This is a genomic window from Acidovorax sp. FG60 (genome assembly GCF_057808995.1).
In genome coordinates this window covers 80,656-92,792 of sequence record NZ_JBMDJC010000001.1, presented here as the reverse complement: position 1 = coordinate 92,792, position 12,137 = coordinate 80,656, and the positions used below count along the sequence as shown (strand labels likewise).

13 protein-coding genes and 1 tRNA gene are annotated in these 12,137 nt (G+C 59.0%); all 14 read left to right on the top strand.

What is annotated here, in order from left to right; all coding sequences use genetic code 11:
- The first annotated feature begins 32 nt into the window (after positions 1 to 32).
- The 14 genes from secG to nuoL all read left to right on the top strand — a co-directional run bounded on the left by secG (position 33) and on the right by nuoL (position 12,137).
- Complete coding sequence (gene secG / locus ACODS0_RS00440; RefSeq protein WP_055393223.1) at positions 33 to 407, top strand: preprotein translocase subunit SecG; 375 nt, start codon at positions 33 to 35, stop codon at positions 405 to 407.
- Between the two features lie 114 nt (positions 408 to 521).
- A tRNA-Leu gene (locus tag ACODS0_RS00435) sits at positions 522 to 606 on the top strand.
- A 73-nt stretch (positions 607 to 679) separates the two neighbouring features.
- Positions 680 to 1,039 carry an NADH-quinone oxidoreductase subunit A gene (locus tag ACODS0_RS00430; protein ID WP_055393226.1) on the top strand — a complete coding sequence of 120 codons (360 nt, stop codon included), beginning with the start codon at positions 680 to 682 and terminating at the stop codon, positions 1,037 to 1,039.
- A 24-nt stretch (positions 1,040 to 1,063) separates the two neighbouring features.
- Positions 1,064 to 1,543, top strand: coding sequence for a NuoB/complex I 20 kDa subunit family protein (locus ACODS0_RS00425; RefSeq protein ID WP_007849129.1), 480 nt, complete (start codon positions 1,064 to 1,066; stop codon positions 1,541 to 1,543).
- Between the two features lie 10 nt (positions 1,544 to 1,553).
- Positions 1,554 to 2,162 carry an NADH-quinone oxidoreductase subunit C gene (locus ACODS0_RS00420; protein WP_488831978.1) on the top strand — a complete coding sequence of 203 codons (609 nt, stop codon included), beginning with the start codon at positions 1,554 to 1,556 and terminating at the stop codon, positions 2,160 to 2,162.
- Positions 2,163 to 2,188: 26 nt separating this feature from the next.
- Complete coding sequence (locus tag ACODS0_RS00415; RefSeq protein WP_182119480.1) at positions 2,189 to 3,442, top strand: NADH-quinone oxidoreductase subunit D; 1,254 nt, start codon at positions 2,189 to 2,191, stop codon at positions 3,440 to 3,442.
- Positions 3,439 to 3,930: an NADH-quinone oxidoreductase subunit NuoE gene (nuoE, locus tag ACODS0_RS00410; protein ID WP_431149953.1), complete on the top strand. Its 492-nt coding sequence runs from the start codon at positions 3,439 to 3,441 to the stop codon at positions 3,928 to 3,930. Before ACODS0_RS00415 ends, nuoE begins: the two co-directional genes overlap by 4 nt.
- Positions 3,927 to 5,282 (top strand): NADH-quinone oxidoreductase subunit NuoF, encoded by a 1,356-nt coding sequence (gene nuoF / locus ACODS0_RS00405; protein WP_218300594.1) that lies wholly within the window; start codon positions 3,927 to 3,929, stop codon positions 5,280 to 5,282. Before nuoE ends, nuoF begins: the two co-directional genes overlap by 4 nt.
- Positions 5,283 to 5,296: 14 nt before the next feature.
- Complete coding sequence (gene nuoG, locus ACODS0_RS00400; RefSeq protein WP_488831974.1) at positions 5,297 to 7,432, top strand: NADH-quinone oxidoreductase subunit NuoG; 2,136 nt, start codon at positions 5,297 to 5,299, stop codon at positions 7,430 to 7,432.
- Positions 7,429 to 8,511, top strand: a complete 1,083-nt coding sequence (gene nuoH / locus ACODS0_RS00395) for an NADH-quinone oxidoreductase subunit NuoH (protein WP_055393236.1) — start codon at positions 7,429 to 7,431, stop codon at positions 8,509 to 8,511. Before nuoG ends, nuoH begins: the two co-directional genes overlap by 4 nt.
- Positions 8,512 to 8,523: 12 nt before the next feature.
- Positions 8,524 to 9,036: an NADH-quinone oxidoreductase subunit NuoI gene (gene nuoI / locus ACODS0_RS00390; RefSeq protein WP_010463942.1), complete on the top strand. Its 513-nt coding sequence runs from the start codon at positions 8,524 to 8,526 to the stop codon at positions 9,034 to 9,036.
- A 50-nt stretch (positions 9,037 to 9,086) separates the two neighbouring features.
- Positions 9,087 to 9,755, top strand: coding sequence for an NADH-quinone oxidoreductase subunit J (locus ACODS0_RS00385; RefSeq protein WP_055393238.1), 669 nt, complete (start codon positions 9,087 to 9,089; stop codon positions 9,753 to 9,755).
- Entirely contained in the window at positions 9,752 to 10,060 is a 309-nt protein-coding gene (gene nuoK, locus ACODS0_RS00380; RefSeq protein WP_005793248.1) for an NADH-quinone oxidoreductase subunit NuoK, read from the top strand. The genes ACODS0_RS00385 and nuoK overlap by 4 nt, the downstream gene beginning before the upstream one ends.
- Positions 10,061 to 10,091: 31 nt before the next feature.
- The gene (gene nuoL, locus ACODS0_RS00375; RefSeq protein WP_055393240.1) at positions 10,092 to 12,137 is read left to right on the top strand and encodes an NADH-quinone oxidoreductase subunit L; all 2,046 of its coding nucleotides are present in this window, start codon (positions 10,092 to 10,094) and stop codon (positions 12,135 to 12,137) included.

Genomic DNA, 12,137 nt, shown 5'->3' with positions numbered 1-12,137 from the left:
CTTCAAACTATTCAATCAGGAGTGAACAGAGAATGAACGTGATCGTGAATGTGGTGTTGGCTGTGCAGATGCTGACGGCCTTGGGGATGATTGGCCTGATCCTGATCCAGCATGGCAAGGGCGCCGATATGGGCGCAGCGTTTGGCAGTGGCAGTTCCGGAAGCCTGTTTGGTGCCAGCGGTAGCGCCAACTTCTTGTCGCGCACTACGGCGGTGCTGGCTGCGGTGTTTTTTGTGGCAACGCTGGCACTGGCCTATTTCGGCAATGCGCGTCCTGCCAGTTCGGGTAGCGTGCTGGAAAATCCCGCTGCTGCAGTGCCTGCAGGTGCGCCTTCGTTGTCGGCTTCGGATGCTGCTGTGGCTCCTGCCGTGCCCGCCTCGGGTGCAGCGCAGATCCCCACCAAATAATCTGCACTAAATTGGGCTCCGTAAGCCGAAGCAGGGTTTTTCCGGAGTAGAATTCTGGATTGTCTGGAAAGCCAAAACCGCAAGGTTCCTCATGCCATCCAGATGCAAAAATCAGCCGTCGTGGTGAAATTGGTAGACACGCTATCTTGAGGGGGTAGTGGCGAAAGCTGTGCGAGTTCGAGTCTCGCCGACGGCACCAAAACAAAGGCCTGCCTGCATGACCCGGCTCGGGTCCTGACGGGCAAGGCCACAGCGGTGAGCACATCCTCAAGATGAACCTCGATCAGTACCTCCCCGTCCTTTTGTTCATCTTGGTCGGCATCGCCGTAGGCGTTGTCCCCCTTGTACTCGGCTACATACTGGGCCCCAACCGCCCGGATGCCGCGAAGAACTCTCCCTACGAATGTGGCTTTGAAGCCTTCGAGGATGCGCGCATGAAGTTTGATGTGCGCTACTACCTTGTGGCCATTCTCTTCATTCTGTTCGATCTCGAAATTGCATTCCTCTTCCCATGGGCGGTGACGCTGCATGAGGTGGGGATCGCTGGTTTCGTGGCGGTCGTTATTTTCCTGGCCATTCTGGTTGTGGGTTTTGCCTACGAGTGGAAAAAGGGTGCCCTGGATTGGGAATGAGCGAGCCTCAACAAGGATGATGCAATGATTGAAGGCGTGATGAAGGAAGGCTTCATCACCACGAGTTACGACTCGGTGGTGAATTGGGCCAAGACCGGCTCTCTGTGGCCGATGACATTCGGCTTGGCTTGCTGTGCCGTCGAAATGATGCATGCTGCGGCGGCGCGTTACGACATCGGTCGTTTTGGGGCGGAGGTGTTCCGCGCGAGCCCGCGCCAGTCTGACCTCATGATTGTGGCCGGCACGCTGTGCAACAAGATGGCGCCTGCGTTGCGCAAGGTGTACGACCAGATGTCCGAGCCGCGTTGGGTGTTGTCGATGGGCTCGTGTGCCAACGGCGGCGGCTACTACCACTACAGCTACTCCGTGGTGCGTGGTTGCGATCGCATTGTTCCGGTGGATGTCTACGTGCCAGGTTGCCCGCCCACGGCGGAGGCTTTGATCTACGGGATCATCCAGCTGCAGCAGAAGATTCGCCGTACCAACACCATTGCTCGTGTCTGAAGGGTTGATGATGACCGCTGTTGCCATTCGGCCTGAAAAACTCAAAGACAATATTGCCGCCGCCCTGGGGGTGATGGTGCGTCAGATCACGGTGGCGTTGGAGGAGGTCACCTTGGTCGTTGATGCGGCTGATTACCTCGAATCCATGCGCGTGTTGCGTGACGCTGAAGGTTGCCGCTTTGAGCAACTGATCGATTTGTGTGGCGTGGACTATTCGGCATATGCCGATGCCGTGCGTGAAGGCCCCCGCTATTGCGTGGTCTCGCACCTGTTGTCCGTCAGTCTGAATCAGCGTGTGCGGGTCAAGGTGTTCTGCGCCGATGATGATTTTCCGGTGGTGGCCTCGGTCTCCGACCTGTGGAACTCCGCCAACTGGTACGAGCGCGAAGCGTTTGATCTGTTCGGCATTGTGTTCGACGGCCACAACGACCTGCGCCGTATCCTGACCGACTACGGCTTCATTGGCCATCCCTTCCGCAAAGACTTTCCGCTGTCTGGTCATGTTGAGATGCGCTACGACGCAGAGCTGCGCCGGGTGGTTTACGAACCCGTGTCGATCGAGCCGCGGGAGATCACGCCGCGCATCATCCGCGAAGACAAGTACGGAGGCCTGCACTAAGGCGCCCGCGCCCCATGTGAACCACCATGGCTGAAATCAAGAACTATTCCCTGAACTTTGGTCCGCAGCATCCGGCGGCGCACGGTGTGCTGCGCTTGGTGCTGGAGCTTGATGGCGAAGTCGTACAGCGCGCCGACCCGCACATCGGCCTCCTGCACCGTGCCACCGAAAAGCTGGCCGAACACAAGACCTACATCCAGTCGCTGCCCTACATGGATCGACTGGACTACGTTTCGATGATGTGCAATGAGCACGCCTACTGCCTGGCCATCGAAAAGCTGCTGGGTCTGGAAGTGCCCCTGCGTGCGCAGTACATTCGCGTGATGTTTTCGGAAATCACGCGCCTGCTGAACCACCTGATGTGGTTGGGTTCGCATGGCAACGACTGCGGCAGCTCCACCATCCTGATCTATACCTTCCGCGAGCGCGAAGACCTGTTCGACATGTACGAAGCCGTCTCTGGCGCGCGTATGCATGCAGCGTATTTCCGTCCAGGCGGTGTGTACCGTGACCTGCCGGACTCCATGCCGCAATACAAGGTCAGCAAGATCAAGAACGCCAAGGCCCTGGAGGCCATGAACCAGAACCGCCAAGGTTCTTTGCTTGATTTCATCGACGACTTCACCAAGCGCTTCCCCGGTTGCGTAGACGAGTACGAGACCCTGCTGACCGACAACCGTATCTGGAAGCAGCGCACCGTGGGTATTGGTGTGGTGCCGCCCGAGCGTGCGCTGAACCTGGGCATGACCGGCCCCATGATCCGTGGCTCCGGTATTGCCTGGGACCTGCGCAAGACCCAACCGTACGATGTTTACGACCGTGTGGACTTCGATGTACCCGTGGGCAAGACAGGTGACTGCTACGACCGCTATCTGGTGCGCGTGCAGGAAATGCGCGAATCCAATCGCATCATCAAGCAGTGTGTGGATTGGCTCAAAGCCAATCCGGGTCCTGTCATTACTGACAATCACAAGGTGGCTGCGCCCGCTCGTGAATCCATGAAGTCCAACATGGAGGAGTTGATCCACCACTTCAAGCTTTTCACTGAAGGGTTTCACGTGCCCGAGGGTGAGGCTTATGCTGCGGTGGAGCATCCCAAGGGCGAGTTTGGCATCTACCTGGTGAGCGACGGCGCCAACAAACCGTACCGCCTCAAGATCCGTGCGCCTGGTTTCGCGCACCTCGCCACGCTGGACGAAATGGCACGCGGCCACATGATTGCGGACGCCGTGGCCATCATCGGCACCATGGATATCGTGTTCGGAGAGATTGACCGATGATTACCGAATCGACCCGCGCGCGTTTTGCGCGTGAAGTGGCCAAGTACCCCGCCGAGCAGAAGCAGTCTGCAGTGATGGCCTGCCTGTCTATCGTGCAACAGGAGCAGGGGTTTGTCAGTGCTGAAAGTGAAGCGGTGATTGCCGAGTATCTGGGTATAGCCCAGATCGCCGTGCATGAAGTCACGACCTTCTACAACATGTACAACCAGCAGCCGGTGGGCAAGTACAAGCTCAACGTGTGCACCAACTTGCCTTGTCAGCTGCGCGACGGACAGAAGGCGCTGCACCACCTTGAAAAGAAGCTTGGTGTGACCATGGGCGAGACCACGGCCGATGGCCTGTTCACCCTGCAGCAGTGTGAGTGCCTGGGCGCCTGCGCTGATGCGCCCGTGATGCTGGTCAACGACCGCACGATGTGCAGCTTCATGGACAACGACAAGCTCGACCAGTTGGTCGACGGCCTGCGTGCGGCGGAGGGACAAGCATGACCACCGCTGCACAGATCCTCTCGCAGTTCCAGGCCACGGGCGTCCAGACCTGCTTCCACGACCGCCACATCAACCCGCAGATCTACGCGGGCCTGGATGGTGCGAACTGGAGCATCAAGGACTACGAAGCGCGCGGCGGCTATGCTGCGCTGCGCAAGATCCTGGGCACCGATGGCGGTGAACCACTCACGCAGGACCAGGTCATCGCCACTGTCAAGGAATCCGGCCTGCGCGGCCGTGGCGGTGCGGGTTTCCCCACCGGCCTCAAGTGGAGCTTCATGCCCCGCTCGTTCCCAGGCCAGAAGTACCTCGTGTGCAACTCCGATGAAGGCGAGCCTGGCACGTGCAAGGATCGCGACATCCTTCAGTTCAACCCGCACATCGTTATCGAAGGCATGATCATCGCGGCCTACGCGATGGGCATCTCTGTGGGCTACAACTACATCCACGGTGAAATCTTCCAGACCTACGACCGCTTTGAAGAAGCGTTGGAAGAAGCGCGCGCAGCCGGTTACCTGGGTGACAAGATCCTTGGCAGCAACTTCAGCTTCCAGCTGCATGCGGCGCATGGCTTCGGTGCCTATATCTGTGGCGAAGAAACTGCGCTGCTCGAATCGCTCGAAGGCAAGAAGGGCCAGCCGCGCTTCAAGCCGCCGTTCCCTGCCAGCTTCGGTCTGTACGGCAAGCCCACCACCATCAACAACACGGAGACCTTCGCGGCCGTGCCGTGGATAATCCGCAATGGCGGCCAAGCCTACTTGGAGTGTGGCAAGCCCAACAACGGTGGCACCAAGATCTTCTCGGTTTCGGGCGATGTGGAAAAGCCCGGCAACTACGAAGTACCCATGGGCACACCGTTTGCCAAGCTGCTCGAACTGGCCGGTGGCGTGCGCAAGGGGCGCCAGCTCAAGGCAGTGATTCCCGGTGGCTCCTCGTCCCCGGTGCTGCCTGCCTCCATCATCATGGAATGCACGATGGATTACGACTCCATTGCAAAGGCTGGCTCCATGCTCGGCTCGGGTGCCGTCATCGTGATGGACGATTCCCGCAGCATGGTCGAGAGTCTGCTGCGCCTGTCGTACTTCTATTCCCACGAATCCTGTGGCCAGTGCACGCCATGCCGTGAAGGCACGGGCTGGATGTGGCGCGTGATCGACCGTATTCAGCACGGTCAGGGGCGCGAAGGCGATCTGGACCTGCTCAATTCTGTGGCAGACAACATCCAGGGGCGCACGATCTGTGCGCTGGGCGATGCCGCTGCCATGCCTGTGCGCGCCATGATCAAACATTTCCGTCCCGAGTTTGAGGCACTGATCCGGAACAAGGCCCCGCAGGCCGCGACCTCCGTCTGATCGCGAGAAAACATATGGTTGAAATTGAACTGGACGGTCAGAAAGTGGAAGTCGCCGAAGGCTGCATGGTGATGCATGCGGCCGAGAAGGCGGGCACCTACATTCCGCATTTCTGCTACCACAAGAAGCTTTCGATCGCTGCCAACTGCCGTATGTGCCTGGTAGATGTGGAAAAGGCTCCCAAGCCCATGCCAGCGTGCGCTACGCCGGTGACGCAGGGCATGATCGTGCGCACCAAGAGCGACAAGGCTATCAAAGCCCAGCAGTCGGTCATGGAGTTCCTGCTGATCAACCACCCGCTGGATTGCCCCATCTGCGACCAGGGCGGTGAATGCCAGTTGCAGGACTTGGCCGTGGGCTACGGCGGCTCTTCTTCTCGCTACGAAGAAGAAAAGCGCGTGGTGCCTGTCAAGGATGTTGGCCCGTTGATTTCCATGCAGGAAATGAGCCGTTGCATCCACTGCACCCGTTGCGTGCGCTTTGGCCAGGAAGTGGCTGGCGTGATGGAGCTGGGTATGATCCATCGCGGCGAGCACTCGGAGATCACAACGGTCACCGGTGATACGGTGGACTCCGAGCTGTCGGGCAACATGATCGACATCTGCCCCGTCGGTGCGCTCACGAGCAAGCCTTTCCGATACAGCGCCCGTACTTGGGAGTTGTCGCGCCGCCGTTCGGTGAGCCCCCACGATTCGACCGGTTCCAACCTGATTGTTCAGGTCAAGAACCACAAGGTCATGCGCGTGGTGCCGTTCGAGAATGAGGCTGTCAACGAATGCTGGATTGCCGACCGTGACCGTTTCTCGTACGAATCGCTCAACAGCGACGAACGCCTGACCCAGCCGATGCTCAAGCAGGGCGGGGTGTGGAGGCAGGTCGATTGGCAGACCGCACTGGAATACGTCGCCAACGGTTTGAAGAACATCAAGAATGACCACGGCGCCAACAGCATTGGCGCTCTGGTCAGTCCGCACAGCACGGTCGAAGAGTTGTACTTGGCTTCTGCATTGGTGCGTGGTCTGGGCAGTGACAACATTGACTACCGCCTGCGCAATGCTGAATTTGCAGCGCCCGAAGGTATCCGCTGGCTTGGCACGTCCATTGCCTCGTTGTCCACGTTGCAGAGTGTGCTTGTGGTGGGCTCCAACCTGCGCAAGGACCATCCGTTGTTCGCCCAGCGCATTCGCCAGGCAGTACGCCACGGCTGTCAGGTCAGTGTGGTCGATTCGGCCCTGGCTGACTGGGCAATGCCGGTGAAACACTCCCTGCTGCAGCCTGCTGCCCAATGGGTGGCGGCGCTTGGCGGCATCGCTGCTGCGGTGGCGCAGGAAAAGGGTGCTTCTGCGCCTGCGGGGGCAGGTGCCGTGACCGAGGGTGCCTTGGCGATCGCCCGTACCCTGCTGGGTGGCGAACGCAAGGCGCTGCTGTTGGGCAACGCAGCTGCGCACCATGCACAGGCTACGCAATTGCTGGCGCTAGCCAACTGGATTGGTGAGAACACGGGGGCATCCGTCGGCTACCTGACGGAAGCCGCCAATACGGTGGGTGCTCAGTTCGTGGGGGCTCATCCTGTCAATGGTGGCTTGAATGCGGGCCAGATGCTTTCCGGTGGTCTGAAGGCAGCCTTGTTGCTCAATACTGAGCCGGTGTACGACTCCGCTGCGGGCGCCAGCGCTGCTGCCACGCTGTCTGGTGCAGACATGGTGATCACGTTGAGCCCCTTCAAGGCCAACATGGAGTTCAGTGACGTTTTGTTGCCAATTGCCCCGTTCACCGAAACGTCTGGCAGCTTCGTCAATGCGGAAGGCCGTCTGCAGAGCTTCCACGCCGTTGTGCGCCCTCTGGGTGACACCCGTCCTGCATGGAAGGTTTTGCGCGTTCTGGCCAATCTGCTGGGTGTGCCGGGCTTCGACTTTGAAACCTCGCAGGACGTGCTGGCACGTGCCACGAATGCCCCAGCGGGCACGGTCACGCAATTGGCGGCTGCTCAGATGTCGAACGCTGTGAAGACGGTGCCAGTCGCTGCGACAGCCGCAGCAGATGAACCCGTGGTCGCATCCATCTATCAACTGGACGGCCTGGTGCGCCGTTCCACGTCGTTGCAGCTCACTGCCGACGCGCGCATGGCACGTGAAGGAGTGGCCGCATGATCGACGCGATCTACAACGCGGGCCTGAACCTGCTTTCTTTTGGGTGGTGGACTGGCATCGTCTGGCCGGTGCTCTGGATCCTGATCAAGATCGTTTGTATCCTGGCGCCTTTGATGGGTGCGGTGGCCTACCTCACGCTGTGGGAGCGTAAGCTCCTGGGCTTCATGCAGGTGCGCCATGGCCCCAACCGCGTGGGTCCCATGGGGTTGCTGCAGCCTATCGCTGACGCGCTGAAGCTGTTGACCAAGGAAATCATCCAGCCCACGGCGGCCAGCAAGGGCTTGTTTGTCCTCGGACCTGTCATGGCCATCATGCCGGCACTGGCTGCCTGGGTGGCTATTCCCTTTGGCCCCGATGTGGCCTTGGCCAATGTGAATGCAGGCCTGCTGCTGGTCATGGCCATCACCTCGATCGAGGTCTATGGTGTGATCATCGCTGGCTGGGCCTCGAACTCCAAGTATGCTTTTCTCGGTGCGCTGCGTGCTTCCGCACAGATGGTGAGCTACGAAATTGCCATGGGCTTCTGCTTCCTGGTCGTGATCATGGTCTCCGGTAGCATGAACCTGACCGAAATCGTGATGGGGCAGGGGCGTGGCATGGCTGCGGATAAGGGCCTGACCTTCCTGTCCTGGAACTGGCTCCCGCTGCTGCCCATTTTTCTGGTCTACCTGATCTCTGGGGTTGCTGAAACGAACCGCCACCCGTTTGACGTGGTGGAAGGCGAGGCGGAAATCGTGGCCGGCCACATGGTGGAGTATTCCGGCATGGGCTTTGCGATCTTCTTCCTGGCTGAGTACGCCAGCATGTGGCTCGTTTCCATCCTGGCTGCACTGATGTTCCTTGGCGGCTGGCTGCCCCCCATCGACAGTGCGTTGTTCAACTGGATTCCCGGCTGGATCTGGCTGGGTATCAAGACCTTCCTTGTGGTGTCCATGTTCATCTGGATCCGGGCGACCTTCCCCCGTTTCCGTTATGACCAGATCATGCGTCTGGGCTGGAAGATCTTTATTCCAGTCACGCTGGTGTATTTGTTGTTTGTCGGCGGGTGGTTGCTCTCGCCTTGGAATATCTGGAAATAAGCGGGGACACAAATGACTGCTGTTGCTGCTGCTGCACCTTTTTCGTTCAAGGATTTCTTCAAGAGCTTCATGCTCGTGGAGTTGCTCAAGGGCATGGCCCTCACGGGCCGCTATGCCTTTCGCCGCAAGGTGACTGTGCAGTTCCCGGAAGAGAAAACGCCTCTTTCGCCCCGTTTTCGCGGTCTGCATGCGCTGCGCCGCTATGACAACGGGGAAGAGCGTTGTATCGCCTGCAAGTTGTGCGAGGCCGTTTGCCCCGCCATGGCGATCACGATTGAGTCGGACGTCCGTGCCGATGGCTCCCGCCGCACCACTCGCTATGACATCGATCTGACCAAGTGCATCTTCTGCGGTTTCTGTGAAGAAAGCTGCCCGGTGGATTCCATCGTGGAGACGCACATCTTTGAATACCACGGCGAAAAGCGTGGCGATCTGTATTTCACGAAGGACATGCTCCTGGCCGTGGGCGACCGGTACGAAGGTGAAATTGCGGCAGCCAAGGCTGCGGACGCCAAGTACCGCTGAGCGGTGCAGGCTTCAGCCTCTTTGCCAGACTTTCTATAAAGACCCGATTCATGGACGCCAAGACTGGTTTCTTCTACCTCTTCTCGGTTGTGCTGCTGTTTGCAGCCTTCCGGGTGATCACTGCGCGCAATCCTGTGCATGCTGTGCTCTATCTCATCCTCGCGTTTTCGCAGGCGGCAGCGGTGTGGTTGCTGCTCAAAGCCGAATTCCTCGCCATTGCCTTGGTGCTCGTGTACCTGGGCGCGGTGATGGTGCTGTTCCTGTTCGTCGTGATGATGCTTGATATTCACATCGACACGGTGCGCAAAGGCTTCTGGAAGCACTTTCCCCTGGCCGCCACGGTAGGTGCTTTGATTGCGCTGGAAATGGCCGCTGTGCTGATGGGCGGGTTTCGTGGCATGGACGAGCCCAAGGCCGTCGCCACCATGGTGGATGCTGCGGGGCAGGTGGTCCCGTATTCGAACACCAAGGCGTTGGGCAAGCTGCTTTACACCGAATACCTTTATCCCGTTGAAATCGCAGCTGTGATTCTGTTGGTGGCCATGATTGCCGCCATTGCGCTCACCCTGCGCCAGCGCAAGGACAGCAAGGCCATCAATCCTTCGGTGCAGATCCGCGTCCGTGCTGCGGACCGCCTGGAAGTGGTGAAGGTCGCAGCGACCCAGAAGCCGGTGGACGAGGCACAGGCAGAGCCGGCCGTCGAGGAGAAAAAAGCATGACGCTGACATTGGGACACTTTCTCTCGCTGGGTGCGATGTTGTTCGCGCTCGCGGTGATCGGGATTTTCCTGAACCGCAAGAACCTGATCGTGCTGCTGATGGCCATCGAATTGATGCTGCTGGCGGTGAACATGAACTTCGTGGCTTTCTCCCACTACCTGGGCGACATGCACGGCCAGGTGTTTGTGTTCTTCATCCTGACCGTGGCGGCAGCCGAATCGGCCATCGGCCTGGCCATCCTGGTGCTGCTGTTCCGCAACAAGTCCAGCATCAACGCGGAAGACCTCAACACCCTCAAGGGTTGATGGGCTACCCGTATTCCCAAGGTTCTCAAGAATGAGTCAAACCCTCTCTGCTTCAACGCTCCTGGCCGTGCCACTGGCTCCGCTGGCGGGTGCTTTGCTGGCCGGCATCTTTGGTACGACCTTTGGTGGTAACTGGATAGGCCGACGCCTGAGCCATACCCTGACGATCCTGGGCGTGCTCGTGGCGTTCGTGTTGTCTGCGATGACGCTCAAGAGCGTTGCGATCGATGGCGCGCGTTTTAACGAGACGCTGTACACCTGGATGGTTGTTGGTGGTCTGAAGATGGAAGTGGGCTTCCTGGTGGACAGCCTCACCGCCATGATGATGGTCGTGGTGACCTTTGTGTCGCTGATGGTGCACATCTACACCATTGGCTACATGGAAGAGGACGACGGCTACAACCGTTTCTTCGCCTACATCTCGTTGTTCACGTTCTCCATGCTGATGCTGGTGATGAGCAACAACCTGCTGCAGCTGTTCTTCGGTTGGGAAGCCGTGGGCCTGGTGTCTTACCTGCTGATCGGCTTCTGGTTCAACAAGCCTTCGGCGATCTTTGCCAACATGAAGGCCTTTCTGGTCAACCGGGTGGGCGACTTCGGTTTCATCCTGGGCATTGGCTTGATCGCAGCTTACGCTGGCACGTTGAACTACGGCGAAGTGTTCGCGAAGACGGGTGAGCTGGGTGGTCTGCCATTCCCCGGCACCGACTGGATGCTGATCACCGTGATCTGCATCTGCTTGTTCATTGGTGCGATGGGCAAGTCGGCCCAGTTCCCGCTGCACGTGTGGTTGCCCGACTCGATGGAAGGTCCAACCCCTATCTCGGCGCTGATCCACGCGGCAACCATGGTGACCGCGGGCATTTTCATGGTGGCGCGCATGTCGCCCCTGTTTGAACTGTCTGATACGGCCCTGAATTTCATCCTCGTGATTGGTGCCATCACGGCGTTGTTCATGGGATTCCTGGGCATCATCCAGAACGACATCAAGCGTGTGGTGGCTTATTCCACGCTGTCGCAGCTGGGTTATATGACCGTAGCGCTGGGCGCATCGGCTTACTCGGTGGCCGTGTTCCACCTGATGACCCACGCGTTCTTCAAGGCGCTGCTGTTCCTCGGGGCCGGCTCGGTCATCATGGGCATGCACCACAACCAGGATATCCGCTGGATGGGCGGCGTGCGCAAGTACATGCCCATCACCTGGATCACCTCACTGCTGGGTTCGCTGGCGTTGATCGGTACACCGCTGTTCTCGGGCTTCTACTCCAAGGACAGCATCATTGAGGCCGTGCACTTCAGCCAACTGCCCGCAGCCGGTTTTGCGCACTTTGCCGTGCTCGCAGGTGTGTTCATCACGGCGTTCTATTCGTTCCGCATGTATTTCCTGGTCTTCCATGGCAAGGAGCGCTACGACCAGAACCCGGATGCGCACCATGACGACCACCATGGTCATGATGATCACCACGGGCACGATGCCAAGCCACACGAATCCCCCTGGGTGGTGACGGTGCCGCTGGTGCTGCTGGCCATTCCTTCGGTGGTGGTGGGCTTCATGTTTATCCAACCCATGCTGTTTGGTGACTTCTTCAAGGACGTGATCTTTGTCGATGCGGCCAAGCACCCGGCCATGGCGAAGTTGGCAGAAATCTTCCACGGTCCGGTGGGGATGGCACTGCATGGTCTGCAGACAGCGCCTTTCTGGCTTGCTTTGGCGGGGGTAGCTGCTTCGTACTACATGTACATGGTCAATCCTGCGCTGCCTGCGGGCATCAAGGCACGTGTCCAGCCGCTCTACACCTTGCTGGAAAACAAGTATTACCTCGATTGGATCAACGAGAACATCCTCGCCCGTGGTGCTCGTGCGCTGGGTGTCGGGCTGTGGAAGGTAGGCGATCAGGCCATCATCGACGGCGCTCTCGTGAACGGTTCTTGGAAGTTGGTGCGTGGAGTTTCCGGCATCGTGCGCTGGATGCAGTCGGGCTTTATCTTCCACTACGCGCTGGTGATGATCCTGGGTGTCTTCGCGCTGATGACCTGGTTTGTCTGGGGCGATGCTCTGTTGCAGCTCATCAAATAA

Bases quoted from the DNA above. Each gene is read 5' to 3' on its own strand.
- ACODS0_RS00420 (WP_488831978.1), top strand. From the start codon at position 1,554: ATGACCGCTGTTGCCATTCGGCCTGAAAAACTCAAAGACAATATTGCC.
- nuoK (WP_005793248.1), top strand. From the start codon at position 9,752: ATGACGCTGACATTGGGACACTTTCTCTCGCTGGGTGCGATGTTGTTC.
- ACODS0_RS00430 (WP_055393226.1), top strand. From the start codon at position 680: ATGAACCTCGATCAGTACCTCCCCGTCCTTTTGTTCATCTTGGTCGGC.
- nuoE (WP_431149953.1), top strand. From the start codon at position 3,439: ATGATTACCGAATCGACCCGCGCGCGTTTTGCGCGTGAAGTGGCCAAG.
- ACODS0_RS00385 (WP_055393238.1), top strand. From the start codon at position 9,087: ATGGACGCCAAGACTGGTTTCTTCTACCTCTTCTCGGTTGTGCTGCTG.
- nuoL (WP_055393240.1), top strand. From the start codon at position 10,092: ATGAGTCAAACCCTCTCTGCTTCAACGCTCCTGGCCGTGCCACTGGCT.
- nuoG (WP_488831974.1), top strand. From the start codon at position 5,297: ATGGTTGAAATTGAACTGGACGGTCAGAAAGTGGAAGTCGCCGAAGGC.
- nuoH (WP_055393236.1), top strand. From the start codon at position 7,429: ATGATCGACGCGATCTACAACGCGGGCCTGAACCTGCTTTCTTTTGGG.
- nuoI (WP_010463942.1), top strand. From the start codon at position 8,524: ATGACTGCTGTTGCTGCTGCTGCACCTTTTTCGTTCAAGGATTTCTTC.
- ACODS0_RS00415 (WP_182119480.1), top strand. From the start codon at position 2,189: ATGGCTGAAATCAAGAACTATTCCCTGAACTTTGGTCCGCAGCATCCG.
- secG (WP_055393223.1), top strand. From the start codon at position 33: ATGAACGTGATCGTGAATGTGGTGTTGGCTGTGCAGATGCTGACGGCC.
- nuoF (WP_218300594.1), top strand. From the start codon at position 3,927: ATGACCACCGCTGCACAGATCCTCTCGCAGTTCCAGGCCACGGGCGTC.
- ACODS0_RS00425 (WP_007849129.1), top strand. From the start codon at position 1,064: ATGATTGAAGGCGTGATGAAGGAAGGCTTCATCACCACGAGTTACGAC.